This window comes from Cupriavidus sp. CuC1, from assembly GCF_044627735.1.
Taxonomy (GTDB): Bacteria; Pseudomonadota; Gammaproteobacteria; order Burkholderiales; family Burkholderiaceae; genus Cupriavidus; species Cupriavidus ulmosensis.
This window is the reverse complement of record NZ_JBIUHC010000060.1, coordinates 22,967-48,158: the sequence shown is the minus strand read 5'-3', so window position 1 is coordinate 48,158 and position 25,192 is coordinate 22,967. Positions and strand designations below refer to the sequence as shown.

The window sequence follows — 25,192 nt, the reverse complement described above, 5'->3', positions numbered from 1 at the left end:
CACCGTAGTGAGCCGGATTCATGGATCAGGGTTTGCCTGGGGGGCAGGCTGGCGCACTCCCTGCCCCATAGGGCAGAGTACTCCAAACCACTCGATACGCAAATATGTGCTGGCCGGGCCCGTGGTGGCAGAATGTGGCGGTCGTCCTTTCGTGCCCTGGCGCTGCCGATAAAGAGGCTGGTCTGGCATCAGGGATGGCGTTCCTACACCCAAAGGAGCATTGCCATGCATCACATCCTTCCCGGCGGTCCCGTGCTTGCTGCGTTCCTGTTGTCCAGCCTGTTGCTCGCGGTGACGCCGGGGCCGGCAGTGATCTACATCGTTGCGCGCACGCTGTCGCAAGGTCGGCTTGCGGGCCTGGCTTCGGTGGCGGCCGTGGTGCTGGGCAACCTGGTCAATGTGCTGGCGGCCGCGCTGGGGCTGGCGGCGCTGTTCGCGGTGTCGTCGCTGGCCTTTGCCGTGATGAAGTACGCCGGCGCGGCCTACCTGGTCTATCTGGGGGTACGCGCGCTGCGCGCGCGGCCGGCTGCTGCCACGGAGGCGGCACCGGCTCCTGGCGGGGCCGGCTTGAAGCGGGTGTTTCGCGATGGCTTCGTGGTGGCCTTGTTCAACCCCAAGACCACCTTGTTCTTTGCTGCCTTCCTGCCGCAGTTCATGGACCCCGCCATCGCGGCGCTGCCGCAAAGCGTTGCCCTGGGCGGGACCTTCGTGCTGATCGCCGCCACCACGGATTGCTGTTATGTGCTGGCCGCGGCGGCGCTGTTGCCGCTGCTCTCCCGCGCCAGGGGCGCGCAGGCCGTGGGCCGTTACCTGACCGGCGGCGCGCTGATCGGGCTAGGGGTGCTTGCCGCGATGTCGGGTGGGCGCAACAGCAAGTAAGCGAGCCAGGAAGTGAGCAAATAAGCGCTACCTGCAAATTCGGACGAAGCAGGTAGCGAGGGGGCGGCTCAGACCAGCGGCAGCGTCAGGATGGTGCGGGCGGCAGGCCGCGCCCGCATGGCCGCTGCCCAGCGCTCCAGGTGCGGGCGAGGCTGGTGCGCCGCCGGCAGGCCCAGCCAGCGGTGCGCGGCGCAGGCAACCGGGATGTCGGCCATGGTGAAACGGTCGCCGCAGATGAATTCGCGCTGCGCCAGGGCTTCGTCGAGCCGGGCCGCGAGCGGTTCGGTGCGTTCCAGGGAACGGGCGATCAGGTCGGGGTCGCGCTGCTCGGCGGGTAGCCGCACCAGGTGGCGGAACGCGTCGACCATGGCCGGGCTGAAGGCGTTGGTCTGCCAGTCCATCCAGCGGTCGGCCAGCGCGCGCGCCTTGACGTTGCCGGGCCACAGGCTATCCTCGCCGTCGTGCGCGCAAAGGTAGCGCACGATGGCGTTGGACTCCCACAGCACAAAGGGCTCGCCGCCCACGTCGGTGCCGCGGAAATCCTCTATCACCGGGATGCTGCGGTCGGGATTGAGCCGGACATAGGCCTCGGTGTCGAGGTCGCCCTCGCTGACGCCAATGTCGATGCGTTCGTGGTCCAGGTGCAGCTCGCGCGCGCACCAGACCACTTTCTGCACATTGATCGATGAGAGTCGACCCCAGATACGCAGCACGAAAACCTTCTCCTTAAGGCGTGGGCCGGGCATGCGCAACTGCATGCGCGTTCGCGGCCCGGACTGACGGGCGATGGCCGTTATCTTGCCATGAAGCCCGCCAGCCCGGTATTAGCCGGGAGGCGTATCCGTGCCATGCGTGTCGCTCAAGCGACGCTCAGGCAGCCTTGGCTTGCGGCGCGAGCTTGGCGATGGCTTCGCGGAACAGCGTGCCGAGGATGGCCACGCCTTGCTCGATGCGCTCCGGCGCCACCGTGACAAAGGCCAGGCGCAGCGCATTGCGGCGCGGGTTGCTGGCGTAGAACGGCGCGCCCGGCACATAGGCCACATTGCGTTTGACTGCTTCTTGCAGGATCTCCATGCTGTCCAGGCCCTCGGGCAGCTCCATCCAGATGAACATGCCGCCTTCGGGCGCGTTCCAGGTCACGCCTTCGGGCATGTGGCGCGTGAGCGAATCCAGCATGGCCTGGCACTGCGCTGCGTAGAGCGTGCGGATGGTCGGGATGTGCGTGTCCAGCAGGCCGTCGCGCACCACTTCATAGGCCAGGCGCTGAGTGAAGCTGGGCGTGTGCAGGTCAGAAGCCTGCTTGGCCTGGCAGAGCTTGAAATGCAGGTCGGGCGGGGCGATCACATAGCCCAGGCGCAGGCCGGGGGCCAGGATCTTGGAGAACGAGCCCATGTAGATCACGCCGTCGGGGTTCATCGACAGCAGGCTCGGCAGCTGGTCGCCGCTATAGCTCAGCTCGCCGTAGGGATCGTCCTCGACCAGCAGCACGCCGAGCTCGCGGGCGCGGGCCACCAGGGCCAGGCGGCGCTCCAGCGGCATGCGCCGTCCGGTGGGGTTCTGGAAGTTGGGCAGGGCGTAGAGGAAGCGCGCGCCGGCGGTCAGCTCGGGCGTGAGGGCTTCGGGCAGCAGGCTCTTGTCGTCGCCCGGCACCGAGACGAATTCCGGCTCGAACAGCGAGAAGGCCTGCAGCGCGCCGAGGTAGCTGGGCGTTTCCACCAGCACCGGGCTGCCCGGATCGATCATCACCTTGGCGATCAGGTCCAGCGCTTGCTGCGAGCCGGTGGTGATCAGCACGCGCTCCACGTCCACGTTATGGCGCTTGGCGATGAATTCGCGCAGCGGCATGTAGCCTTCGGTGGCGGCGTACTGCAGGGCAGCCTGCGGGTTGTCGGCGAAGATCCGGGCCACCGCTTGTTCCATGGCCGCTACCGGGAACGTAGCCGGCGACGGCAGGCCGCCGGCGAAGGAAATGACTTCCGGACGCTCGGTCACTTTCAGGATTTCGCGGATAGCCGAGCTGGTCAGCTGTTGCGCCCGGCGGGAGATGGCCCAGTTCATGATGTTCTCTTGGTGTGTGGGGAGTCGAGTTGGCTCGACTCAGTCAACGATAAAAAGCCGCGCCCCGGTCGGGGTGGACGAACGGTGCGGCTCGGCCTGGTCGGCGACCTGGTAGCTCGTGCCCGCGCGGAGCACGAAATGTCGGCCGTCTTCCAGCTCGGTATGCAGCTCGCCTTCCAGTACAAAGAGGATGTGCCCTTTTGTGCACCAGTGATCGGCGAGATACCCGGCAGAATACTCCACCATGCGAACGCGGATGTCGCCGAACTGGCGGGTGCGCCAGAGGGCTTCCCCGGTGTCGCCGGGGTGGCGGGTCGGGGTGATGTCAGACCAGTCGGTGGTGCCGAAAGGCAGGTTGTCGATGCGCATCGGTGGGAGGTGCCTTCAGTGGGTCGGGGGCAGGGGGAGGGGAATCCCCCGGTCCCTAGCCTTATTTCAATTCACGTCGCTCGGCTTTCTTGCTTCTTTTCCGCTTACTTCACTTCGACGATCATCTCGATCTCGACGCAGGCGCCCAGCGGGATCTGCGCTACGCCAAAGGCGCTGCGGGCATGCTTGCCGGCTTCGCCGAAGACTTCCGCCAGCAGCTCCGACGCGCCGTTGGTCACCAGGTGCTGCTCGGTGAAGTCTTCCGTGGAGTTGACCAGGCTCATCACCTTGACGATGCGGGTGACGCGGTTCAGGTCGCCGCCCAGGTGGGTGTGCAGCGTGGCCAGCAAGTCCACGGCGATGGCGCGCGCTGCGGCCTTGCCGTCTTCGGTTCCCAGGTTCTTGCCCAGCTTGCCTACCCAGGGCTTGCCATCCTTGCGGGCGATGTGGCCCGAAAGGAACACGGTGTTGCCGGTTTGCGCGGCCATGACGTAGGCGGCGGCCGGCGCACCGGCGTTGGGCAGTTCGATGCCGAGGCGGGCAAGGGTGTCATAGACGGACATAGGGTCTCCAGTCAGTGGGATCGTCCCAACGGGGTGGGGTGGGGTTCTTCGACGGCGGGCGCGGGCAGGGAGCCCGAGGGGGCGCTGCGCACGGCGGTACGGCGGCCAAGGGCTACCACGCCGATCACCGCCACCGCAAAAGCGAGCGTGACCGCATCGAGCGGCTCGGCCAGCAGCAGGGCGCCGCCCGCCAGCGTGAGGAACGGCTGCAGCAATTGTATCTGCCCCACGCGCGCCACGCCGCCTTTTGCGAGGCCGGCATACCAGAACAGGAAGCCGATGAACATCGAGAATACGGAAACATAGCCCATGCCGATCCAGGCGCGCGGCGAGGCGGCGGCGATCTGGCCGGCGTGCTGCAACCCTAGCCATGCCACTACCGGCAACAACAGCGGTAGCGCCACTGCCAGCGCCCAGCTGATGGTTTCCAGCCCGCCAAGCTCGCGCGACAGCTTGCCGCCTTCGGCATAGCCCAGCGCGCCCAGCACCATCGCCGCGAACAGCAGCCAGTCCGCATGCTGCAGCCCGCCAGCGCCCTGCCACAGGGCAAAGGCGACCACCAGCGCGCTGCCGGCGGCGGCCGACAGCCAGAACGCCGGCGACGGCCGCTCGCGGCCAAACCAGGCGGCAAAGACCGCGGTGGCGAGGGGCAGCAGGCCGGTGATGATGGCGCCATGGCCGGCCGGCACTTCACGCATGGCCAGCGAGGAGAACAGTGGAAAGCCCACCACCACGCCCAGCGAGGTCACCGCCAGGCGCCACCACTGGCCGCCCCGGGGCCGGCGCCCGCTGGCAAACGCGCCACGCTGCCACAGCAGCGCCAGCGCCAGCAGCGCCGCCACCACGGCACGGCCGAGCGCGACGAAGGTGGCGTCCAGCTCGGCCACCGCCATGCGTGTGAAGGGCAAGGTCTGGCTGAACACGGCCACGCCGATAAAGCCGAGCAGCATGCCACCGCTGTGGGCGTCGGCAGGCGCGCCATGGATAGGCCGGACAGAGGCGGGTTTGGCAGCCATGGTGTTTGAATTAGTGCAGGGTGGGCCGGCCGGCCAGCGCAATCCACAGCGCCGTGAGTGCCAGCGCCAGGCCCATTGCACGGTTGAACCAGCGGATGCGGTGGCCTACCTGCAGCCATTGCCGCAGCGTGGCGCCGATCACGCCATACACGCCATTGCTGACGAAGCCGAACACGCCGAACACCGCGCAGACCAGCATGGCCCGATGCACCGGCGACTGCGCGCCGGCCATGTACGAGGCGGCCGTCGCCAGCGCCAGCATCCATGCCTTGATATTGGCGTACTGCAGCACCGCCGATTGCCACGCCGACAGTGGGCGCAGCACCTGCTTGTCCGACAGCACGGTGCTGCGCGCGAGCTTGAGCGCCAGCCACAGCAGGTAGAGCACGCCGGCGGTATGCACCAGCAGCGCCAGCGTCGGGCTGGCCAGGATCAGCGCGCCAACGCCCGCCGCGCACAGCGCCAGGATGCTGGCAAAGCCGAACGCCACGCCCACGCAGTGCGGCAGGGTGGCGCGCAGGCCGAAGTTGGCGCCCGTGACGGCGGCGATGGTGGTGTTGGGGCCGGGCGTGAACGCACCGACGGCCATCAGCGACAGCAGCGCGGCGAACTGGGCGGCCGACAGCCCGGTGAGCAGAGCGGGATCCATGTGTCGTCCTGCTCCCTCACGCAGCGAACTGCACGACCACGCGGCGGTTGGTGCGGCTCTTCTTCTCGATCTTGGTCACCAGCACGGCACCGATCTCGCCGGTGGCCGCCACATGGGTGCCACCGCAAGGCTGGCGGTCCACGCCGGGGATGTCGATGATGCGGATGATGCCGCTGCCCGCGGGCGGCGCGGCCCCCACCGTGCGCACCAGCTCGGGCTGCTCGGCGAGCTGCTCGGGCGTGATGCGGTCCACCTGCACGCGGCTGTCGGCGCCGATCAGCGCGTTGAGCTGCTCGGTGAGCACGGCCTTGTCGAGCGTGGATTCCGGCAGGTCGAAGTCGATGCGCGCCGAGTCCGGCGAGATGCCGCAGCCGGTCACCGGCACGGGGATCAGCGAACCCAGCAGGTGCAGGCAGGTATGCAGCCGCATCAGCCGGTGGCGGCGCTCCCAGTCGATGGTGACGGCAACGATGTCGCCCGGCTCCGGCAGCGCGGCGCCCGGCGCCGGCACGTGCAGGATGTGGCTGCGGTCCGGGGCGTACACCGTTTCCAGCAGTGCGATGGTGGCGCCGTTGGCCAGCTTGAGCGTGCCGGTATCGCCTGCCTGGCCGCCGCTGCGCGCGTAGCACACGGTCTGGTCGAGCTCGATGCCGTCAGCGTGCACGGCCACCACGGTGGCGGTGCAGCTGCCGAGGTAGGCGTCGTCGTCGAAGCGCTTGCGGGTGGCGGACATCAAAGGGTCTCCTTGGCGGTTGTTCTTGTGGTTGCTGCTTTTTGTTTGTGGCTTGCTTGCTGCGGCGGACGGAGCCGGGTTCAGCGCAGCGTGCGCACACCGTCGGGCGTTTCTATTTCCGCGCTCAGTTCCGCGAGGGTGGAAGCCTCCAGGGTGATCGGACAACCCCCCAGCCACTGCGTGGCCTCGGCCAGCCGGGCCGCCTGCGGATGGCGTGCCCGCAGCGTGCGCAGCGCCAGGCCCTGGTTCGGCAGCCGGGACGAAGGGTGGGTCGACACATCCCACTGGATCAGCGTGGGGAGGATGCCGTCGCCCGGCGTCGCCGGGCGGTCCGCGCCATCGGCATCGTCAGCCGGCCACGAGGGCAGGTTGCCGTCTTCCGGCACGGTGATGCGCCAGCGCAGATCGCCACGGGTCATCGGGATGACCGGTGCGATGCGCCTGGGGTATTGCGATTGCCACAGGGACAGGTCGGTCGGGCGTTCCACCCGCGCTACCCAGTGCATCAGGAAGGGGCCATGGCGCAGGCGGGCCTGTACCGCCTCGGTGTCCAGGCCAAACCAGCGCGGCCGGGCGGGGACGGGTGCCTCGGGGTCGATGGCGATGACTTCCAGGTAGATGCCGCCGAACAAGCCGAGCAGGCAATTGTGGGTGCCCATGCCAGGGTGGGCGCCGCCCGGCTGGGGCGCCACGCCGAGCGCGTCGGCGACATGCTGCGCCCCCGCTTCAAGCGTGGGGGCGGCGATCACGAGATGGTCGAGGGCTATTGGCATTGTGTGTTGATGGTAGACAAGGTTGTCGGTACAGTACCGATACAGTTATGCAGAACATTCTCAGTACAGTGGCGGGAGCAAGGCATGAACAGCAGGGAACCGGTTGCGCCAGGGCTCAAGGATAAAGGAGCCGGGGCAGGTAAGCAGGACGGCGCGGCCTCCCAGGCTGGCGAACAGGTGCGGTCATTGCGCCTGGTCATGCCGCCTCCCACCGAGCGCATGCCCGACCCGGTGCCCTCGGCGCAGATGACGCTGGTGGAGCAACTGACCGAATGGGCGCGGCTGCGCATCGACGAGCGGGTGTTCCGCGCCGGCATGCGCATGCCCTCGATCCGCCAGCTGGCGCAGGAAAAGGGCATCTCGCGCTTCACCGTGGTCGAGGCCTACGAGCGGCTGGTGGCGTTGGGCTACCTGGATTCTCGCCGTGGCTCCGGCTTCTATGTGCGCGAGCGCACGCCGCAGGTCACGGCGGTAGCCCCGGTCTCGACCGGCGCGCGCAACATCGACGTGACCTGGCTGCTGCGCAGCATGTTCCACTCGACCGAGCCGCATAAATCGCCAGGCATGGGCTTCCTCCCCAACGACTGGCTCGACGGCGACCTGATCGCCAGCGCGCTGCGCGGGCTGGGCCGCCAGCCGGGCGGCCATTTCCTGGCCAGCGGCACGCCGCAGGGTTTCCTGCCGCTGCGCCAGCAATTGCGCAACCGCCTGGCCGAGCTGGAGATCGGCGCCACCCCCGAGCAGATCGTGCTCACCTCCGGCATCACGCAGGCGCTCGACCTGATCGCCCGGCTCTACCTGCGCCCCGGCGACGCCGTGCTGGTGGGCGACCCGGCCTGGTTCGTCATGTTTGGCCGCTTCGCCGCCCAGGGCGCGCAGCTGATCGGCATGCCCTACACCGCCGAGGGGCCGGACCTGGAGGCGCTGGAGCGCATCCTGCAGGCGCGCCGGCCGCGCCTGATGGTGATCAACTCGGTGCTGCACAACCCCACCGGCACCTCCCTGTCGGCCGCCAAGGCCTTCCAGCTGCTGCGCCTCGCCGAGCAGTACGACCTGCTGATCGTCGAGGACGACATCTATTGCGACTTGTGCCCGCCGGGTCACTCCGCCACGCGGCTGGCCAGCCTGGACCAGCTGCGCCGGGTGATCTACCTGGGCAGCTTTTCCAAGACGCTGGCCGCCAACCTGCGCGTGGGCTTTATCGCCGCCCACCCGGAGCTGGTCGCCAGCCTCACCGACAGCAAGCTGCTGGCCGGCCTGGCCTCGCCGGAGATCAACGAGCGCGTGCTCTACAAGGTGCTGACCGAAGGCCACTACCGCAAGCACGTGGAGCGGGTGCGCAACCGGCTCGACCGCGCCCGCGATGAGACCCGGCGCACCATCGAGCGGATGGGCCTGTCGCTCTTTCCCGGCCAGCACGCCGGCATGTACCTGTGGGCGGACACGGGGCGCGATACCAACGCCATTGCTGTCGCCGGGCACGAGGAGGGCTACCTGTTCGCCCCCGGCAGCTTGTTTTCGCCTTCCCAGATGCCGTCCGGCTGGATGCGCTTCAATGTGGCCAGCAGCCATGACCCCGCCATGCTGGACTTCCTGGCGCGCCAACTGGAGCGGCGCTAGGCCGGTCATGTCTTGAAAAGCGGCCGGATGCCCCTATGTTTCGGGTCACCGGCCTGACGGCGGCTGGCTGCCCCCCGGGGCGCCGGCCCGCCACATGGCCCAGATTCCCAGATGTGGCCAGATCGGCCAGATCAGCCAAAGTTATCCAAGATTGTTAAGAGGAGAACCATGACCGCACCGCACGAGACGATGAGCTTCCAGGCGGAAGTGAAGCAACTGCTGCACCTGATGATCCACTCGCTGTACAGCAACAAGGAAATTTTCCTGCGCGAGCTGGTTTCGAATGCTTCCGACGCCACTGACAAGCTGCGCTTCGAGGCGATTGCCAACCCGGCCCTGCTCGAGAACGACGCCGACCTGGCGATCCGCATCGAGGCCGACGCCAAGGCGCGCACGCTGAAGATCACCGATAACGGCATCGGCATGAGCCGCGACGAGGCGATCCGCAACCTCGGCACTATCGCCCGCTCGGGCACCAAGGAATTCTTCCAGCAGCTCTCCGGCGACCAGCAGAAGGACGCCGCCCTGATCGGCCAGTTCGGCGTGGGCTTTTACTCGGCGTTCATCGTGGCCGACAAGGTCACCGTGGAAACGCGCCGCGCCGGCCTGCCCGCCAGCGAAGCCGTGCGCTGGGAAAGCACCGGCGACGGCGAGTTCACGGTGGACGCCATCGACCGCGCGGAGCGCGGTTCCACCATCACGCTGCACCTGCGCGAAGGCGAGGACGATTTCCTCTCGGCCTGGAAGCTCAAGGGCATCATCCAGAAATACTCCGACCATATCTCGCTGCCGATCCGCATGCCCAAGGAAGTGTGGGATGCCGAGACCAGCGCCTACAAGACCACCGGCGAGTGGGAGAGCGTGAACCAGGCGAGCGCGCTGTGGACCCGCTCCAAGTCGGACATCACCGAAGAGCAGTACACCGCCTTCTACCAGCACATCGCGCACGACAACGAAGCGCCGCTGGCCTACACCCACAACCGCGTCGAAGGCCGCAGCGAATACACCCAGCTGCTGTACGTGCCGGCACGCGCGCCGTTCGACATGTGGGACCGCAACCATAAGGCCGGCCTCAAGCTCTATGTGAAGCGCGTCTTCATCATGGACGATGCCGAGCAACTGCTGCCGGCCTACCTGCGCTTCGTCAAGGGCGTGGTGGATTCGGCCGACCTCCCGCTCAACGTCTCGCGCGAACTGCTGCAGGAAAGCCGCGACGTGAAGGCCATCCGCGAAGGCTGCACCAAGCGCGTGCTGTCGATGCTGGAGACGCTGGCCGACAGCGAGGACGAAGCCGAACGCGCCAAGTACACCACCTTCTGGCAACAGTTCGGCCAGGCGCTCAAGGAAGGCCTGGGCGAAGACGCCGCCAACCTGGAGCGCATTGCCAAGCTGGTGCGCTTTGCTTCCACGCATCAGGACAGCGCCGAGCAGAGCGTGGCGCTGGCTGCCTACGTGGGCCGCATGAAGGAAGGCCAGGACAAGATCTACTACGTCACGGCCGATAGCTGGGCCGCGGCCAAGTCGAGCCCGCACCTGGAAGTGTTCCGCAAGAAGGGCATCGAAGTCCTGCTGCTGACGGACCGCGTGGACGAATGGATGCTGTCCTTCCTGCGCGAGTTCGATGGCAAGGAACTGGTCTCGGTGGCACGCGGCGACCTGGAGCTGGGCGCGCTGGCCGACGCCGACGAGAAGGCCGAGCAGGAGAAAGCCGAAGGCGACTGGAAGGCAGTGCTGGAAAGCGCCAAGGCTGTGCTGGATGGCAAGGCCAAGGACGTGCGCGTCACGCTGCGCCTGACCGAGTCGGCATCGTGCCTGGTGTCGGACGAAGGCGACATGAGCGGCTACCTGCAACGCCTGCTGAAGCAGGCCGGCCAGAAGGCGCCCGACGCCCAGCCGATCCTGGAGCTGAACCCCGACCACGCGCTGGTGAAGAAGCTGCGCGCGCTGGTCGAAGCCGGCCCCACGGACGACGCCTTCGGCGATCGCGTGCACGTGCTGTTCGACCAGGCCCTGCTGGCCGAGGGCGGCACGCTGGAAGATCCGTCGATCTACGTGCAGCGCGTCAACAAGCTGCTGGCGTAAGCGTAGCTGGTTTGCGCCCCTCTCCCACACTTGTGGGAGAGGGGCGGGGGAGAGGGCGGGCGCCAGCAGCAAGCTAACGCACACAAGCTGCACAGGCGCCTGTCCTCCCCCGGGCCAAGTCCACTCATTCCATGCCAGTCCCATCCCCCGCATCCCCCCCGATTCTCGCCCCCGATCTCCAGCAAGGCCTGCCTCCGGTCATCGACCGGCACACGCGCGTGCTGGTGCTGGGCAGCTTTCCCGGTGCCGCGTCGCTCGCGGCGCAGCAGTACTACGCGCATCCGCGCAACCAATTCTGGCCACTGCTGGGTGCGCTGACCGGCGAGCCGCTGCCTGACTTGCCTTACGCAGATCGGCTGGTGCGGCTGCTAGCCCACCGCATCGGCGTGTGGGATGTGCTCGGCGCCTGCGTGCGCGAGGGCAGCCTGGACTCCAATATCCGCTATCCGCAGGCCAACGATTTCGCGCGCCTGCATGCCCTGGCGCCCGAGTTGCGCCGCGTCGGTTTCAACGGCGGTACGTCGGGTCGTTTCGCCGCGCAGTTCGCGGCGGCAGGCTATGAGACTGTCGTGCTGCCCTCATCGAGCCCGGCGCATGCGGCGCGCAATTTCGAGCAGAAGCTCGCTTTGTGGCGCAGGCTTCTGTCGTAAATGCGTACGTCCTGATCTGGATGTGCAGGCATTTGGCGATTGACTCCCCGTCCCTAGTCCATGAGGTTCTTGAGGGGGAGTAAATTGCCGCAGCGCCGCTCGGCAGTCTATGATCGAAATCTCGAAATGCCAATCGACGCGCCATGAGATAGTCCGGGCGCCCAAGGCAGTTGTTCTGTTCGCAGTCATTTCGGTGAAGGTTCCCATGCCACGCTCAGACTGGACCCGCGAAGCGATTCGCAAGATCGAAGCCGACTTCAACCGTTCCGCCGATACGCACCTGATCCCGCTGGACCTGCCGGGCTATCCGCGCATCCGCTTCTATTTCAAGGATGAATCCAGTCATCCGACCGGCAGCCTGAAACATCGCCTGGCGAGATCGCTGTTTCTCTACGCGCTTTGCAATGGCTGGCTGAACGAGAGAGGCACGGTAGTGGAGGCGTCCAGCGGCTCGACGGCCATCTCCGAAGCCTACTTTGCCAGGCTGCTCGGCTTGCCCTTCGTAGCTGTGATTCCGGCGGGCACTTCAAGGGCGAAAATCGAAGCGATCGAGTTCTATGGCGGGCGCTGCCACCTGGTTGGCAATCCATCAGACATCTATACGGAGTCGCACCGTATTGCGGTGGAAGCCGGGGGCCATTTCATGGACCAGTTCACCTATGCGGAGCGTGCTACCGACTGGCGCGCCAACAACAATATCGCCGAGTCGATCTTCAAGCAGATGGCTGACGAGGAACACCCGGTTCCGACGTGGCTCGTTGCCAGCGGCGGTACCGGTGGCACCGTCGCAACCTTGGGCCGCTACGTAGCCTACAGTCGACACAGAACCCGCATTCTTTGCGCCGACCCGGAGAACTCCGTATTTTTCGACTATTTCAAAAGCACGCTGGCGGGCCAGGCGGACAGCCGCCTGAGCCTGGATGTCGGATCGAGGATCGAGGGCATTGGCCGCCCGCGTGTCGAACGCTCCTTTATTCCGACGTGTATCGATGCGATGCTCAAGGTGCCCGATGCCTTGTCCTTTGCCGCGATGCGCTATCTGGCCGGGCGCTTCGGGCGTCGCGTGGGCGGCTCGACAGGCACCAATTTCGTCGGTGTGCTGTATCTGGCCGAGCGGACGGCGGCGGCGGGTGAGGAGGGGGCTATCGTCAGCCTGCTGTGCGATAGCGGCGAACGCTACAGCCACACCTACTACGACGACGCGTGGTACCAGGCGCAGGGAATCCCGGTGGCGGAGCCTGATGCCCTGATCGCCCGTGCAGTGAACGGCGAGCCGATGCTGACGCAGCAGGCGCTTGCTGGACTGGAGGCTGCCGGGGCTGGGATTCAGGGGGCTACGTAGCCCCGGGGCAGCACGAGCTGGCGCCGTGGCGCGCGCATCTTCGGCGACAGCGGCCGGGGCAGCGATGGTGCCCCGGCCGCCAGTTCTTCCGCATCACAACGCCAGCGCCGCCATCTCGCCATAGGCCCGGTTCAGCCAGACCTTGACGCGCTGCCGCTCCAGCATGCCGAGCCCGGTGGCGGCGCGATCCGGATGATTGACCGCGGCCCAGAAGCTGGTGCTTTGCTGGTCGATCTTCTGCATCGTCGTATCGGGCAGGTGGCGCAGCGTCATCACGCTGGCGCCCAGCGCTTGCGCGCGGGCGCGTTCGCCCGAGGCTTCCAGGATCTCGAAGCGATCGCCGCGGACTTCATTGAGGACCAGCACCAGCTTGATGCGGCCGCCGAACTGGTCGAGCCACTGGCGCAGCAGGTCGACGGAATCGCGGCCCGCATCCATGACGTGCCACCAGGTGAGCGTCAGGCCATGCTCTTCGGCCAGTGCCAGCACGTCGGCATCATCCATCCATTTTGCTAGTGAGTGCTGCGTCTGGGCCGCGAGGTCGACCAGGATGCGCCGCTGCGGGTCTTCGACGGCGTGCTCGATAATCGGGTCCAGGCTATCGTGCTTGTCCAGCACGGCGGGCGCGGCAAAGTCGGCATAGAAGCGCAGCAGCGCACCATGCGACTTGTCGGTATCGAAACCCAGGAACGGCATGCTCCGGTCGATAAAATGCTGGGCTAGCAGGCGGGCGACGAGCGATTTGCCGACGCCGCCTTTTTCACCACCGATGAAGTGGATGTAGCTCATATCTGCGGATCCTTTGTCGTGGAGGGCCTGGATGGAAGGGGCGTCTCGGGTTTTGGTAAGGTAAGCCCGGAAGGTCAGCCCGGAAGGTAAACGCAAAAACAACCTTACCGTAAAAGGCATTTGTGACAGTAGCAAGTAGCATGCCGCATCAGGCACGCCGCCCACTTCTGTCACAATCGCGGCCATGCATGCCGGTGGAGAGTCCGCCGGCTAACGCTTTGCAGGATAGATAGACAATGCCGTATCTAGGAATTGGTTTTCACGTCATCATCGCGGTGTTCTTCGCCGTGCACGCGGTGCGCACCCAGCAGAACATGTACTGGCTGCTGCTCCTGTTCGCCTTCCCGGGCCTGGGCAGCGTGGTGTATTTCTTTGCCATCTACCTGCCCGGCCTGCGCCAGACGCGCGGCGCGCGGGCCGCCAAGCGCGCCATTGGCCAACTGGTCGACCCCAACCGCGCGGTGCGCGAGGCGCGCGACGCGTTCGACCGCGCGCCCACCGTCGATCACCGCATGCGCCTGGGCGCCGCCTTGCTCGAGGCCGGCGAGCCCAAGGCCGCGCTGGAACACTATGAAGCCGCTGCCAGCGGGCCGTTCGCCACCGACCCGGCGCTGCTGCTGGGGCTGGCGCGCGCGCAGTTCGCCACCGGCGGCCATGCCGCTGCCGCGGCTGCGCTGGAGCGGCTGTTCGCCTCCCAGCCCCAGGCCCGCCAGCAAGCCGACCCTGCCTTGCTGTACGCCCGCGCGCTGGCCGCGTCGGATGCGCCCGGCACGCGGGCCGCATTCGAACAGGCGCTGACCTGTGCCAGCGATGCCGCCGCGCGCTGCCTGTTTGCCGACTGGCTGACGACACGCGGGGAGCCGGCCGACCGCGATCGCGCCCACGCGCTTTACGCGGAAATCGTGCACGACGGCAAGCACTGGCCGCGCCACGCCCGCGAGCACAACCGGGAGTGGCTGCAGCGTGCCCAGGGCGCGCTCGGCAAAGCCTGATCCCGGATCGGCCCGAACCGACTTACGTGCCGCCCAGGCGGGCGGCACGCCTATACGTATTCTTTCTGACCACCATGACTCTTCTCAAACGTAAATCGATTGAAGCCGTGGCCTCGCGCCGTCCTGCGCGCGGCACGCGCAGCCCTGACGGCGCACGCGGCGCACGAGGCGCGCAAGCCGCGCAGCGCGAGGAAAAGCGCATGACCCCGCGTTTCGCGCCGGTGACCTTTTCTGAAATGGAAGGCGTGCGCTACCTGCATTTCGGCACCGAATGGGTGCAGGGCGCCATGCGTCTGCGCAAGCCCGATGCCATCGAACTGGAGTACGCACAGCAGATGATGGCGTGGCTGCTGTTCCTGTCGCCGTCGGCACCGGATTTCCACGTGACGCAGCTGGGCCTGGGCGCGGCCGCGCTGACCAAGTTCTGCCATCGCCAGTTCAACCGCGCGCGCGTGACTGCCGTGGAGCTGAATCCTTCCGTGATCGTGGCCGGGCGCAGCATGTTCGGCCTGCGCGAGGATGACGAGCGCCTTACCGTGCGTGAGCAGGATGCCTGGGATTACGTGATGGACGGCGCGCACACCGGCGCCCTCGATGTCCTGCAGGTCGATCTCTACGACGCCACCGCGCGCGGACCGGTGCTGGACACCACCGCCTTCTACAAGGCCTGCCGCCGCGTGCTGAAGGCGCCGGGCGTGATGACCATCAACCTGTTCGGCGACCACGACAGCTTTCCCAAGAACATCGTGCGGATCTGCGAGGCATTCGATAACCGCGTGCTGGTGTTTCCCGAAGTGCATGACGGCAATGTCATTGCCCTGGCTTTCAACGGGCCGGCGATCGATGTGTCGTGGGATGTACTGGAGGTGCGCGCCAAGGTGGTGGAGGACACCACCGGCTTGCCGGCGCGCGACTGGGTGAAGAAATTGCGGGCGGCGAACGCAAACCAGGAAGACGGCTTGCGGATCTGATTCAAGCGGCCAGGTAGCGAGGGGCGCCGGGTTCAAAGCCCGGCGCCGCATCGTGAGACGCCTCTTACTGCTTGTGGAAGAACTGCGCCAGCGACCATTCGTCGGTGCGGGCTTCGTACTTCAGGTCCTTGCGCATCGCCCACATCGCCAGCTGGCTGTGCGAGGGGATGATGGCGTGATCGGCCAGCGCGAACTTGGCTGCGGTTCGTGCGTTCTCCTCGCGCGTTTTGTCGCTGGTCACCGTGGTCAGCGATTTTTCGATCAGCTGGTCAAGCTGGGTATTGCTGTATTTGCCCCAGTTCCACGTGCCGTATCCCGTCTTGGGATTCGGCGTGCCGGTGATCGAGCGCAGCGCCACGTCGGCCGCTGCCGAGCCCCAGCCCAGCATCTCGAATGCGAAGTCGCCCTGGCGCGCGCGGGTGAAGTACGCCGCTACCGGCAGCGTCTCCACCTTGGTCTGGATACCGATGCGCGTGAGCATGCTGGCGGTGGCCTGTGCCACGGCGGCATCGTTCAGGTAGCGGTTGTTGGTGGCGTGCAGCGTCAGGCCGAAGCCATCCGGATAGCCCGCCGCGGCCAGCAGCTTCTTGGCGCCTTCGGGGTCGTAGGCATCGGGTTTGGTGCCGGGGTGGCCGAAGATCTGCGGCGAGACGATCGATGAGGCCGGCACGGCCAGGCCTTCCATGATGCGGCTGACAATGGCGTCGCGGTTGAGTGCCTTGCTGATGGCGGCGCGCACGCGTACGTCCTTGAATGGGTTCTTGCCCAGCGGCTTGCCGGCTTTGTCGGTGACGAAGGGCGGGTTGTCGCGCGACTGGTCCATCTGCCAGAAGATGGTGCGCCACGAGACCTGCTGCTCGATGCGGAACTTGGGGTTCTGTTTGAGCTTGGCCACGTCGGCGGACGGCACGCTTTCGATCACGTCGACGTCGCCGGACAGCAGCGCCGCACTGCGCGCGCCGTTGTCCGTGATGATGCGGAAGATCGCGCGATCCCATTCCGGCTTCGGGCCCCAGTAGTCGGGGTTCTTCGCCATCACGATTTCCTGCCCGCGCGCGAAGCGCACGAACTTGAACGGACCGGTGCCGATCATCGCCTTGCCCGAATCGAAGTCCGCCTGGCTTAGCGTGGCCGCTACCTTCTTCGGCATGATCGGCACGCTGTTCAGGTCGTTGGCCAGGTTGGCGTAGTTCGGCACGCTCATGGTCAGGCGCACGGTCAGCGGGTCGGGCGTGTCGATGCGCGCGATGGGCTTGGTGTAGCTGGTGAAGGAGCCCGGGCTGTTGGTGAGCTTGTCGGGGCGCTCGAGCGAGGCCTTGACGTCTTCGCTGGTGAACGGCGTGCCGTCATGCCATTTCACGTTGGGACGCAGCTTGATTTCCCAGGTGATGGCGTTGACCGGCTTCCATGACAGCGCCAGGCCGGGGATGAAGCGGGCGTTCTTGTCCATGAACACCAGCGACTCGAAGATATGCAGCGCGATGGCATTGTTGGGGCCGGCGTTGTTCCACTGCGGATCCATCGAGGTCACATCGGCGGACAGGCCGATGCGCAGGTCTTCGGCCTGCGCCGCACCGGCGGGCAACAGCATCAGCGCGGCGCTGCCGAGCGCGAGCGCGGCGCCGGCCTGCAGCAGCGCGCGGCGCGGCATCATGGCGGTGAGGCTGTAGGGGTGGCGTGTGCGGCGTGTGGCGGTCATCGGGATGCGCTCCTCGTACGGGCCGTCGCCAGGATGGGATGGCGGCGGCGGGTTCTCAGATGGGGTGGCGGGCCACGCTTGGCCGGCCCGCTTGCCACCCCGGTTGCCCGCATTGTGCCGTTAAAACGACATCTGCGTGCGACATCGACGTCATATCCTTATGCTCGCCGCAGTGGATGGCATTTGTCCATGGCTGTTGCCAAAACCGCAAGCCCGGGCGATCCCGCATCGATCGGCAGCCGGGTAGAATCCCGCCCATGTTTGCCAACTCCCGCACCATCACCTCGGCCCAGGCCGATGTCCACGACCACCTCGCGGCGCGCGTGGCCCGCCACCTGGCCGAGCCCTTTCGCAAGCCCATCGGCGAGCCGAGCCGGCGCGCGCTGGATCTTGCATTGCAGCAATGGCAGCAGGCCGGGGCGGCCCCGTTGATCCTGGATGCCGGCTGTGGCGTGGGGGAGAGCACCTTGCGCCTGGCCACGGCGTTCCCCGGGCACTTTGTGATCGGCGTGGATCAGTCGGAAAAGCGGCTGACCGGGGGCAAGGATTGGTGGGACGGCCCGATGCCGGTCAATTTCGCCTGGGCGCGTGCGGACCTGGTCGACGTCTGGCGGATGCTGCAGGCGGATCGCGTCGCCGTGGATCGCCATTACGTGCTGTATCCCAACCCCTGGCCCAAGATCGGCCACCTGGGGCGGCGCTGGCAGGGGCATGCGGTGTTTCCGGCGCTGGCTGCGTGCGGCGCTTACCTGGAGTGCCGCAGCAACTGGCAGGTCTATATCGATGAGTTCGCCCAGGCGCTGGCGCTGGTTGGCCGGCCGGCACAGGTCGAGCTGTGGCAGCCGGCCGAGGCCATCACGCCGTTCGAGCGCAAGTACGCGGCGTCCGGCCATGCGCTGTGGCGCTGCGTCAGCCCGCCTTGCGCCGGCTGAATGAAAAACGGCCCGCGCAAGGCGGGCCGTCGGTCAGGCAGGGGGAAGCAACGCAGCGCTTAGTGGAACACGCCTAGTGGAACAGTGGCTGCTGCGTGGGTGCGTCTTCCGGCAGTTCGGCGTGCACGATCTCGCCCGAGCGGTCGGCGTAAAGCGGCGTGCCGCAGTCTTCGCAATACTCGGGGTCGAACAGCGCGGCGTGGCGGAAGATGTCTTCCACGCCGGCGTTGCGCAGTTCTTCGCAGATCTGCTCCAGCGGGTTGTCCTTCTCGCTGGCGTCGATCTCGCCGGACTCGCGGCCGTACACCGGCCAGACGATGCCGTAGATCACATCCTTCTCGCCGCGCATGGTGAAGCCCACGCGGTATTCCTCGACTTCCTCCTCGCCAAAGGCCGCCACCACGGCCGCCATCTGGCCGGCGGGCACGTCCAGCGTGCCGCACAGGTAGTTGACGGCGGCGCGCACGGTCAGCGGGCGGATGCTCTTGTCGGATTCGCGGCAGGACAGGAAGAAGGCGTCCGGCAGCAGCAGGTCGAACTCGCAGCCGGGCATCAGCAGCGCGATCGAGGGCTGCACCTGCGTGCGCCATTGCTCCAGGCACACGCTGCGCTCGGCATGGTGCTCCTTGGCGTCTTCCTGCCAGCGGAACAGGGCTTGCTCGTGCGGCGCCACCACCACGGCCAGCAGGTAGCGCGGATCGGCCAGGATCGGCGCGGTTTCCGGCAGGTCGCGCAGGTCGACCTTGGGCGTGGTGCCGGCCATGGCGGCCGATACCAGCTTGTAGGTCAGGGCAAAGGTGTCGCTGTGCGTGCGCGGCAGCTGGTCGATGCTGTACAGGTAGGGCGACAGCGCCATCTTGGTGTTGGCCGCCAGCACATGCGCCTGCATGTGCACGGCCAGCGTCTGCGTCAGCTCGGGCTTGAGCGCGCCGGACGGGATGGCGTAGCGGGTGTGGGCCAGGATGGGCGCGGCGATCAGCAGGGCGTCATAGCTGACGCCGTCGATTTCGACGGTAGCCGATTCGGCCAGGGTCTCGGCTTGCTCGGCAAGCACGTCGGATGCGTCGGCGTTGTGCTTGAACAGGTGTTCGAGCGCTGCGTCGAGCGCGGACTGGCTGCCGTTCTTCAGGAGCCGGCCCAGGCGCTGCGATAGACGCCGCTCCCAGTAGCCATCTTCCATGCGGCTGCCCGAGGCATCGAGCGCAAGCGCATCGGCCACCAGACGCTCGGCGTCAGGCGAAAGACGTTGGGAAGCCTTGGGGCGAAAACCTGCCATAAGTCGAAATCATCCGTTTTTCGGTAAAACGGTATTCTACTCGCTGCGTTGACAAAAAAAGCCGCCAGGCGCCGGGCGGCTGTATTGCGTTGCGTCAGGCCGGTCCGCGCAGCAGCGGATCCGCCAGGGTTTTACTTCTGCGCGGGCGTTTGCGCAGCCTCTGGCGCGTGGGTTTCCACGCCGTGCTGCTCGCCGCCCATCGAAATGTCGCCGCCTTTGGACAGCATATACAGTGCCGCGCCGGCAATGACGACGAATGCGATGAAAATCTTTGCCATGGTGTCTCCTGTGCGTTTCTGGCGGGGCTGGCCGACATGGCTGTCCCGCGCAAGGCGTTTTCTTTGTGGATGCAGGCCAGTTTGGCAGGGCAGGCTTGCGTGGAACTTACACTGGCCAACACCTGGGGTAAGCCCGGTACAAGCGACGGCTGATGCGCTTTAGGGCCAGCGCGAATGGCGCCACAAAGAAAAACGCCGCTGGCCATGGCCTCCAAAAGAGGCGCACAGCCAGCGGCGTCACCCCTTGGCCCCGAAGGGCCCAGGGCTTGCCGGTCAGGCGGCCAGCAACTGACGCAGCACGAACGGCAGGATGCCGCCGTGGTTGTAGTAGTCGACCTCGATCGGGGTGTCGATGCGCAGCAGCACCTGCACGCGCTGCACGTCACCGTTGGCGCGGTTGATCACCAGCGTCACATCCTGCTGCGGCTTCAGCTCGCCTTCGATGCCTTCGATGTCGAAGGTCTCGTTGCCGGTGATGCCGAGCGTCTGCACGCTGTCGCTGCCCTTGAACTGCAGGGGCAGCACGCCCATGCCGACCAGGTTGGAGCGGTGGATGCGCTCGAAGCTGCGCGTGATGACGGCCTTCACGCCGAGCAGCTGGGTGCCCTTGGCCGCCCAGTCGCGCGACGAGCCCGTGCCATACTCCTCGCCGCCGAACACCACGGTGGGCGTGCCTTCAGCGATGTACTTCATGGCGGCGTCGTAGATCGACATTTCTTCGCCGGAAGGCTGGTGCAGCGTGACGCCGCCTTCCACGCGCGAGCCGTCGGCCTTGACCGGCAGCATCAGGTTCTTGATGCGCACATTGGCAAAGGTGCCGCGCATCATGACCTCATGGTTGCCGCGGCGCGAGCCGTAGCTGTTGAAGTCCGCCTTGAGCACGCCGTTGGCCAGCAGGTACTTGCCCGCGGGCGACGATTCCTTGATCGAGCCGGCCGGCGAGATGTGGTCGGTGGTCACGGAGTCGCCGAATACGCCCAGCGCGCGCGCGTTGCGCACGCTCGACTGGGTGGCGGCCGGCTCCATGCCGAAGTCCTCGAAGAAGGGCGGCTCGGCGATATAGGTGGACTTGGGCCAGTCGTAGACCTGGCCCTTGGTGCCCTTGACCTGGGACCACAGCTTGCTCGGCTTCTTGACCTGCTCGTAGTTGGTCTTGAACACCTTCGAGTCCATCGCGTACTTCATCAGCGCGTGGATTTCTTCCGAGGTCGGCCAGATGTCGCCCAGGTAGATCTCGCGGCCGCCCTTGCCCGTGCCCACCGGCTCGGTCATCAGGTCGCGCGTGACGTTGCCGGCGATGGCGTAGGCCACCACCAGCGGCGGCGAGGCCAGGAAGTTGGCGCGGATGTTCGGGTGGATGCGGGCTTCGAAGTTGCGGTTGCCCGACAGCACGGCGGCGGCCACCAGGTCGTTCTTGGTGATCGCCTCGTTCAGTTCCGGCGTCAGGTCGCCGGCGTTGCCGATGCAGGTGGTGCAGCCGTAGGCGGTCACGCCGAAGCCCAGCTTTTCCAGGTACGGCAGCAGGCCGGCGGCTTGCAGGTATTCCGTCACCACGCGGCTGCCAGGGGCGAGCGACGTCTTGATGTGCGGCGCCACCGTGAGGCCGGCTTCCACCGCCTTCTTGGCCAGCAGGCCGGCTGCCAGCAGCACGCTCGGGTTGGAGGTGTTGGTGCAGGACGTGATGGCGGCGATCAGCACGTCGCCGCTCTTCACGTTCAAGCCGTCGGTCGTGGTGTAGGTCTTGTCGAGTTCCGCGATGTCCTTGTTGAAGCCGTTCTCGGCGGTCGGCTTGGCGAACAGCGAGGCAAAGGTGGACTTGACGTTGCCGATCTCGATGCGGTCCTGCGGGCGCTTGGGGCCGGCGAGCGACGGCGCCACGGAGCCAAGGTCGAGGGTCACCACATTGGTGTAGTCGATCTCGCCGGCCTTGGGCACGCCGAACATCTTCTGGGCGCGGAAGTAGCCTTCGAAGGCGGCGATTTCTTCTTCGGTGCGGCCGGTGCCCTTGAAGTAATCGATGGTTTTCTCGTCGACCGGGAAGAAGCCCATGGTGGCGCCGTATTCCGGTGCCATGTTGCCGATGGTGGCGCGGTCCGGCAATGCCAGGCTGGCCGTGCCTTCGCCGAAGAACTCGACGAACTTGCCGACGACCTTCTCGCGGCGCAGCATTTCGGTGATGGTGAGCACCAGGTCGGTCGCCGTCACGCCTTCGCGCAGGCGGCCCTTCAGTTCCACGCCAACCACGTCGGGCGTCAGGAAATAGACCGGCTGGCCCAGCATGCCGGCTTCCGCCTCGATGCCGCCCACGCCCCAGCCCACCACGCCGATGCCGTTGATCATGGTGGTGTGGCTGTCGGTGCCGACCAGGGTGTCAGGGTAGTACACGCCGTCCTTCTTGTGCACGCCGCGGGCCAGGTACTCCAGGTTCACCTGGTGCACGATGCCGAAACCCGGCTGCACCACGCCAAAGGTATCGAAGGCTTGCATGCCCCACTTCATGAACTGGTAGCGCTCATTGTTGCGCTGGAATTCCAGTTTCATGTTCAGGTCCAGCGCGTTCTTCTCGCGGAAGTGGTCGATCTGCACCGAGTGGTCGACCACCAGGTCAACGGGAACCAGCGGCTCGATCTTCTTCGGGTTCTGGCCCATTTTCTCGGCCACGTTACGCATGGCGGCCAGGTCGGCCAGCAAGGGCACGCCGGTGAAATCCTGCAGCACCACGCGCGCGACCACGAACGGGATCTCGTCGACACGGTCGGCGACGGGCTTCCAGTGGGCGAGCTGCCTGACGTGCTCCTCGGTGACCTTCTTGCCGTCGCAGTTGCGCAGCACGGATTCCAGCACGACGCGGATCGATACCGGCAGGCGTTCGACAGCCACGCCTAGTGCCTTGCCCAGTTGCGGCAGGGAGTAGAACTGGCCCTTGCCGGACGGGCCGATCTTGAATTCTTTCAGAGTCTTATTGAGATTGTGGGGCATTGCCTTACTCCAATCGAAGGATGGTGCGGACTTGCTTGGACTCGTAAATCGTCTATCGCCGCCGGCTGCCGGTGAAGCAGGACTGCCGCGCGGCGCGCGGCGCGGGTTGCGCGCCGTGTTCATGCCTACTGCTTTTCTTGCTTATTGATCTTGCAGGACTGCTTTGCTGCTGAATCCCTAAACCAAGGTACGTGCCGCGTGGATTTTAGGCCAAGCCGGCAGACCCCGTCAGCCCCCGATGGCCTTGCCGCGCGCGAATTGCCCCTGTTTTTTCTCAGATGGCTCAAATCACTCAGATCACTCAGATCACTCAGATCACTCAGATCACTCAGATCACGTAGAGGTCGACATACTCATTGACCGGCATGGCCTCCAGGCGGGCCTGGTCCAGCGACACGGCCAGGATTGCTTGCTGCTGCTTGGCCGGGAAACGGCGGGCCAGGTTGGTCTTGAACTTCTCCACCAGCAGCGGGATGCCCTCATCGCGCCGGCGCTTGTGGCCGAGCGGATATTCCACCACGACTTCGGGCAGCACCGTGCCGTCGTTCAGTTCCACGGTCAGCGCATTGGCGATCGAGCGCTTTTCCGGGTCGTGGTAGTCGGCGGTGAACTGTGGGTCTTCCACGCACACGATCTTGTCTCGCAGGGCGTCGATGCGCGGGTCCGCCGCGACCTTGTCTTCATAGTCCTCGGCGGTCAGCCGACCGAACAGCAGCGGCACCGCTACCATGTACTGTATGCAATGGTCGCGGTCGGCGGGGTTGGCCAGCGGGCCTTTCTTGTCGATGATGCGGATGCAGGCCTCATGGGTACGAATGGTGACCAGCCTGATATCCGCTGCCGCCTTGCCCGAGGCGGCCAGTTGGCCGTGCAGGGTCATGGCGGCTTCCACCGCGGTCTGCGAGTGGAATTCAGCCGGGAAGGCGATCTTGAACAGCACGTTCTCCATCACGTAGGTGCCATACGGGCGCTGGAACCGGAAGGGCTGGCCCTTGAACAGCACGTCGTAGAAGCCCCAGCCCTTGGCGCTCAGCACCGACGGATAGCCCATCTCGCCGGTCCTGGCGATCAGCGCCAGGCGTACCGCGCGGCTGGTGGCGTCGCCGGCAGCCCAGCTCTTGCGGCTGCCGGTGTTGGGGGCGTGCCGGTAGGTGCGCAGCGATTGCCCGTCGACCCAGGCGAGGGACACCGCGTTGAGGATTTCGTCCCTGGCCAGGCCAAGCATCTGCGCAACCACGGCGGTGGAGGCCACCTTGACCAGCACCACGTGGTCCAGGCCGACCTTGTTGAAGGAGTTTTCCAGCGCGATGCAGCCCTGGATCTCATGGGCCTTGATCATGCCCGTGAGCACGTCCTTCATGGTCAGCGGCTTGCGCCCGGCGGCCACGTTATTGCGCGAGAGCCAGTCGGCGGTGGCGAGGATGCCGCCTAGGTTGTCGGACGGATGGCCCCATTCGGCGGCCAGCCAGGTGTCGTTGAAATCGAGCCAGCGGATCATGGCGCCGATATTGAAGGCGGCCTGGATCGGGTCGAGCTGGAATTGGGTGCCGGGCACCTTGGCACCGTTGGGGACCACCGTGCCGGGCACGATCGGACCCAGCAGCTTGGTGCAGGCCGGGTATGACAGGGCTTCGAGGCCGCAGCCGAGCGTGTCGATCAGGCAGTTGCGGGCCGTGTCGTAGGCAAGCGCGCTCTTGACCTGGTACCTGGTGACGTAGTCGACGATGTCGACCAGTACCGTGTCCGGTTCGGGGCGGACGTTCGAAATATGCGCGGACATGGGATTCCCTCGGATATTTGTGCTTCCTGGTGCCCATGGGGCCGTAGGCAGACGATGTCTGGCCACGGCCCCTTGCTACTGCAAGGGTTACTGCTTACTGCTTGGGGGCTGCGGGTGCCTGGGGCGCATCGGCTGCCGGGGCCGACGGGGCAACCAGCAGAGGGGTGGCGACCGGAGCGCGCAGCGCGCCAGCCTGGGTCGGGGCCGAGCCGCCAGCCTGCATGTCGGCGGTCTGGCATTCGTCGGCAAGGCGTTGGCCGGCGTTCTTGTTGAACAGCATGGCCTTGCTCGGGATCACAACCAGGTCCAGGCCGGAGCGCTGGTCGAAATAGCGGTCGGCACCGGTGACGGTGGACAGGCGCGGCAGGCGGTATTCCTTGCCCTCCCAGTTCACGGTGATGACTTCATCGCGCCGCATGTTGCCGCCGATGTACAGGACATGGCCCAGTTCGCATTGCCATTTTTCGCCACTCGGGACGGCCGCGGGTTCTGCGGCGGCAGTCTTCTTGGTGCTCTTCTTGGCAGGCGCCTTCTTGGCGGGAGCGGCCTTCTTGGCCGGTTCCTGGGCCATCGCAGCACCGGCGGTGGTCAGCGTAAATGCGCCGATGCAGGCGGCGAGGACAAGATGCTTCATTCTGTGGGTTCCTTCTGGAGTTGGGTCAAAGGCGGTGGATAGCCGGGAAGGCCGGCAGTCACAAGTCCGCCGCTATTCTCTACGATTTGAAAGTCGGGGCGTAGTACCCCTACCATCGGTTACACAAT

Annotated in this window: 23 protein-coding genes; 8 read left to right on the top strand and 15 right to left on the bottom strand. The window is 66.3% G+C overall.

Annotated features, from left to right (window positions below):
* Nucleotides 1-225: 225 nt before the first annotated feature.
* Nucleotides 226-879 carry a LysE family translocator gene (locus tag ACGLHR_RS24600; RefSeq protein ID WP_267603852.1) on the top strand — a complete coding sequence of 218 codons (654 nt, stop codon included), beginning with the start codon at nucleotides 226-228 and terminating at the stop codon, nucleotides 877-879.
* Nucleotides 880-947: 68 nt separating this feature from the next.
* Here ACGLHR_RS24600 and ACGLHR_RS24595 read toward each other — a convergent pair whose 3' ends face one another.
* From ACGLHR_RS24595 to ACGLHR_RS24560, 8 genes are all read right to left on the bottom strand, one after another.
* Entirely contained in the window at nucleotides 948-1,592 is a 645-nt protein-coding gene (locus ACGLHR_RS24595) for a glutathione S-transferase family protein (protein ID WP_400096723.1), read from the bottom strand.
* Between the two features lie 157 nt (nucleotides 1,593-1,749).
* Entirely contained in the window at nucleotides 1,750-2,937 is a 1,188-nt protein-coding gene (locus ACGLHR_RS24590) for a PLP-dependent aminotransferase family protein (RefSeq protein WP_400096722.1), read from the bottom strand.
* Nucleotides 2,938-2,976: 39 nt separating this feature from the next.
* A complete protein-coding gene (locus ACGLHR_RS24585) occupies nucleotides 2,977-3,306 on the bottom strand; it encodes a DHCW motif cupin fold protein (RefSeq protein WP_043348099.1) in 330 nt (109 codons plus the stop codon).
* Nucleotides 3,307-3,410: 104 nt separating this feature from the next.
* Nucleotides 3,411-3,869, bottom strand: coding sequence for a RidA family protein (locus ACGLHR_RS24580; protein ID WP_318234776.1), 459 nt, complete (start codon nucleotides 3,867-3,869; stop codon nucleotides 3,411-3,413).
* Between the two features lie 11 nt (nucleotides 3,870-3,880).
* Nucleotides 3,881-4,885 (bottom strand): DMT family transporter, encoded by a 1,005-nt coding sequence (locus ACGLHR_RS24575; RefSeq protein ID WP_400096721.1) that lies wholly within the window; start codon nucleotides 4,883-4,885, stop codon nucleotides 3,881-3,883.
* 10 nt (nucleotides 4,886-4,895) lie between these two features.
* The gene (locus ACGLHR_RS24570; RefSeq protein ID WP_400096720.1) at nucleotides 4,896-5,534 is read right to left on the bottom strand and encodes a LysE family translocator; all 639 of its coding nucleotides are present in this window, start codon (nucleotides 5,532-5,534) and stop codon (nucleotides 4,896-4,898) included.
* Nucleotides 5,535-5,550: 16 nt separating this feature from the next.
* Nucleotides 5,551-6,267 (bottom strand): alanyl-tRNA editing protein, encoded by a 717-nt coding sequence (locus tag ACGLHR_RS24565; protein WP_318234778.1) that lies wholly within the window; start codon nucleotides 6,265-6,267, stop codon nucleotides 5,551-5,553.
* Nucleotides 6,268-6,347: 80 nt separating this feature from the next.
* A complete protein-coding gene (locus tag ACGLHR_RS24560) occupies nucleotides 6,348-7,040 on the bottom strand; it encodes a VOC family protein (RefSeq protein WP_400096719.1) in 693 nt (230 codons plus the stop codon).
* Nucleotides 7,041-7,238: 198 nt separating this feature from the next.
* On the opposite strand from ACGLHR_RS24560, the gene ACGLHR_RS24555 reads away from it, so the two are divergent.
* The 4 genes from ACGLHR_RS24555 (at nucleotide 7,239) to ACGLHR_RS24540 (ending at nucleotide 12,734) form a co-directional block, all read left to right on the top strand.
* Complete coding sequence (locus ACGLHR_RS24555) at nucleotides 7,239-8,660, top strand: PLP-dependent aminotransferase family protein (protein WP_400096733.1); 1,422 nt, start codon at nucleotides 7,239-7,241, stop codon at nucleotides 8,658-8,660.
* 168 nt (nucleotides 8,661-8,828) lie between these two features.
* Nucleotides 8,829-10,742 (top strand): molecular chaperone HtpG, encoded by a 1,914-nt coding sequence (gene htpG, locus ACGLHR_RS24550; protein WP_400096718.1) that lies wholly within the window; start codon nucleotides 8,829-8,831, stop codon nucleotides 10,740-10,742.
* A gap of 131 nt (nucleotides 10,743-10,873) precedes the next feature.
* Nucleotides 10,874-11,392, top strand: a complete 519-nt coding sequence (locus ACGLHR_RS24545; protein WP_400096717.1) for a DNA-deoxyinosine glycosylase — start codon at nucleotides 10,874-10,876, stop codon at nucleotides 11,390-11,392.
* A 205-nt stretch (nucleotides 11,393-11,597) separates the two neighbouring features.
* A complete protein-coding gene (locus ACGLHR_RS24540) occupies nucleotides 11,598-12,734 on the top strand; it encodes a PLP-dependent cysteine synthase family protein (RefSeq protein WP_400096732.1) in 1,137 nt (378 codons plus the stop codon).
* A 93-nt stretch (nucleotides 12,735-12,827) separates the two neighbouring features.
* Here ACGLHR_RS24540 and ACGLHR_RS24535 read toward each other — a convergent pair whose 3' ends face one another.
* Complete coding sequence (locus tag ACGLHR_RS24535) at nucleotides 12,828-13,523, bottom strand: mobilization protein (protein WP_400096716.1); 696 nt, start codon at nucleotides 13,521-13,523, stop codon at nucleotides 12,828-12,830.
* Between the two features lie 236 nt (nucleotides 13,524-13,759).
* Here ACGLHR_RS24535 and ACGLHR_RS24530 point away from each other — a divergent pair, with 236 nt between their 5' ends.
* Together ACGLHR_RS24530 and ACGLHR_RS24525 are read left to right on the top strand one after the other, a co-directional pair.
* Complete coding sequence (locus tag ACGLHR_RS24530) at nucleotides 13,760-14,515, top strand: tetratricopeptide repeat protein (protein ID WP_400096715.1); 756 nt, start codon at nucleotides 13,760-13,762, stop codon at nucleotides 14,513-14,515.
* Between the two features lie 74 nt (nucleotides 14,516-14,589).
* A complete protein-coding gene (locus ACGLHR_RS24525) occupies nucleotides 14,590-15,486 on the top strand; it encodes a spermidine synthase (protein ID WP_400096714.1) in 897 nt (298 codons plus the stop codon).
* A gap of 64 nt (nucleotides 15,487-15,550) precedes the next feature.
* Here ACGLHR_RS24525 and ACGLHR_RS24520 read toward each other — a convergent pair whose 3' ends face one another.
* Nucleotides 15,551-17,185: an ABC transporter substrate-binding protein gene (locus ACGLHR_RS24520; protein ID WP_400096713.1), complete on the bottom strand. Its 1,635-nt coding sequence runs from the start codon at nucleotides 17,183-17,185 to the stop codon at nucleotides 15,551-15,553.
* A gap of 257 nt (nucleotides 17,186-17,442) precedes the next feature.
* Here ACGLHR_RS24520 and ACGLHR_RS24515 point away from each other — a divergent pair, with 257 nt between their 5' ends.
* Nucleotides 17,443-18,117: a tRNA (guanine(46)-N(7))-methyltransferase TrmB gene (locus tag ACGLHR_RS24515; RefSeq protein WP_400096712.1), complete on the top strand. Its 675-nt coding sequence runs from the start codon at nucleotides 17,443-17,445 to the stop codon at nucleotides 18,115-18,117.
* 73 nt (nucleotides 18,118-18,190) lie between these two features.
* Here ACGLHR_RS24515 and ACGLHR_RS24510 read toward each other — a convergent pair whose 3' ends face one another.
* The 5 genes from ACGLHR_RS24510 to ACGLHR_RS24490 form a co-directional block, all read right to left on the bottom strand.
* On the bottom strand, nucleotides 18,191-19,393 hold the full coding sequence (locus ACGLHR_RS24510; RefSeq protein ID WP_267603836.1) for a DUF2863 family protein: 1,203 nt from the start codon (nucleotides 19,391-19,393) through the stop codon (nucleotides 18,191-18,193).
* Nucleotides 19,394-19,524: 131 nt separating this feature from the next.
* Nucleotides 19,525-19,671 carry a hypothetical protein gene (locus ACGLHR_RS24505; RefSeq protein WP_400096711.1) on the bottom strand — a complete coding sequence of 49 codons (147 nt, stop codon included), beginning with the start codon at nucleotides 19,669-19,671 and terminating at the stop codon, nucleotides 19,525-19,527.
* Nucleotides 19,672-19,944: 273 nt separating this feature from the next.
* Nucleotides 19,945-22,650, bottom strand: coding sequence for an aconitate hydratase AcnA (gene acnA / locus ACGLHR_RS24500; protein ID WP_400096710.1), 2,706 nt, complete (start codon nucleotides 22,648-22,650; stop codon nucleotides 19,945-19,947).
* A gap of 328 nt (nucleotides 22,651-22,978) precedes the next feature.
* Nucleotides 22,979-24,430 (bottom strand): bifunctional 2-methylcitrate dehydratase/aconitate hydratase, encoded by a 1,452-nt coding sequence (locus ACGLHR_RS24495; protein ID WP_400096709.1) that lies wholly within the window; start codon nucleotides 24,428-24,430, stop codon nucleotides 22,979-22,981.
* 94 nt (nucleotides 24,431-24,524) lie between these two features.
* On the bottom strand, nucleotides 24,525-25,064 hold the full coding sequence (locus tag ACGLHR_RS24490) for a hypothetical protein (RefSeq protein ID WP_267603832.1): 540 nt from the start codon (nucleotides 25,062-25,064) through the stop codon (nucleotides 24,525-24,527).
* Nucleotides 25,065-25,192 lie beyond the last annotated feature (128 nt).

What these genes read in the sequence shown, in the direction of transcription:
- ACGLHR_RS24540 (WP_400096732.1), top strand. Translation starts at nt 11,598, where the DNA reads ATGCCACGCTCAGACTGGACCCGCGAAGCGATTCGCAAGATCGAAGCC.
- htpG (WP_400096718.1), top strand. Translation starts at nt 8,829, where the DNA reads ATGACCGCACCGCACGAGACGATGAGCTTCCAGGCGGAAGTGAAGCAA.
- ACGLHR_RS24545 (WP_400096717.1), top strand. Translation starts at nt 10,874, where the DNA reads ATGCCAGTCCCATCCCCCGCATCCCCCCCGATTCTCGCCCCCGATCTC.
- ACGLHR_RS24570 (WP_400096720.1), bottom strand. Translation starts at nt 5,534, where the DNA reads ATGGATCCCGCTCTGCTCACCGGGCTGTCGGCCGCCCAGTTCGCCGCG.
- ACGLHR_RS24575 (WP_400096721.1), bottom strand. Translation starts at nt 4,885, where the DNA reads ATGGCTGCCAAACCCGCCTCTGTCCGGCCTATCCATGGCGCGCCTGCC.
- acnA (WP_400096710.1), bottom strand. Translation starts at nt 22,650, where the DNA reads ATGCCCCACAATCTCAATAAGACTCTGAAAGAATTCAAGATCGGCCCG.
- ACGLHR_RS24535 (WP_400096716.1), bottom strand. Translation starts at nt 13,523, where the DNA reads ATGAGCTACATCCACTTCATCGGTGGTGAAAAAGGCGGCGTCGGCAAA.
- ACGLHR_RS24515 (WP_400096712.1), top strand. Translation starts at nt 17,443, where the DNA reads ATGTTTGCCAACTCCCGCACCATCACCTCGGCCCAGGCCGATGTCCAC.
- ACGLHR_RS24580 (WP_318234776.1), bottom strand. Translation starts at nt 3,869, where the DNA reads ATGTCCGTCTATGACACCCTTGCCCGCCTCGGCATCGAACTGCCCAAC.
- ACGLHR_RS24555 (WP_400096733.1), top strand. Translation starts at nt 7,239, where the DNA reads ATGCCGCCTCCCACCGAGCGCATGCCCGACCCGGTGCCCTCGGCGCAG.
- ACGLHR_RS24510 (WP_267603836.1), bottom strand. Translation starts at nt 19,393, where the DNA reads ATGGCAGGTTTTCGCCCCAAGGCTTCCCAACGTCTTTCGCCTGACGCC.
- ACGLHR_RS24565 (WP_318234778.1), bottom strand. Translation starts at nt 6,267, where the DNA reads ATGTCCGCCACCCGCAAGCGCTTCGACGACGACGCCTACCTCGGCAGC.
- ACGLHR_RS24600 (WP_267603852.1), top strand. Translation starts at nt 226, where the DNA reads ATGCATCACATCCTTCCCGGCGGTCCCGTGCTTGCTGCGTTCCTGTTG.
- ACGLHR_RS24520 (WP_400096713.1), bottom strand. Translation starts at nt 17,185, where the DNA reads ATGACCGCCACACGCCGCACACGCCACCCCTACAGCCTCACCGCCATG.
- ACGLHR_RS24505 (WP_400096711.1), bottom strand. Translation starts at nt 19,671, where the DNA reads ATGGCAAAGATTTTCATCGCATTCGTCGTCATTGCCGGCGCGGCACTG.
- ACGLHR_RS24585 (WP_043348099.1), bottom strand. Translation starts at nt 3,306, where the DNA reads ATGCGCATCGACAACCTGCCTTTCGGCACCACCGACTGGTCTGACATC.
- ACGLHR_RS24495 (WP_400096709.1), bottom strand. Translation starts at nt 24,430, where the DNA reads ATGTCCGCGCATATTTCGAACGTCCGCCCCGAACCGGACACGGTACTG.
- ACGLHR_RS24525 (WP_400096714.1), top strand. Translation starts at nt 14,590, where the DNA reads ATGACTCTTCTCAAACGTAAATCGATTGAAGCCGTGGCCTCGCGCCGT.
- ACGLHR_RS24590 (WP_400096722.1), bottom strand. Translation starts at nt 2,937, where the DNA reads ATGAACTGGGCCATCTCCCGCCGGGCGCAACAGCTGACCAGCTCGGCT.
- ACGLHR_RS24530 (WP_400096715.1), top strand. Translation starts at nt 13,760, where the DNA reads ATGCCGTATCTAGGAATTGGTTTTCACGTCATCATCGCGGTGTTCTTC.
- ACGLHR_RS24490 (WP_267603832.1), bottom strand. Translation starts at nt 25,064, where the DNA reads ATGAAGCATCTTGTCCTCGCCGCCTGCATCGGCGCATTTACGCTGACC.
- ACGLHR_RS24560 (WP_400096719.1), bottom strand. Translation starts at nt 7,040, where the DNA reads ATGCCAATAGCCCTCGACCATCTCGTGATCGCCGCCCCCACGCTTGAA.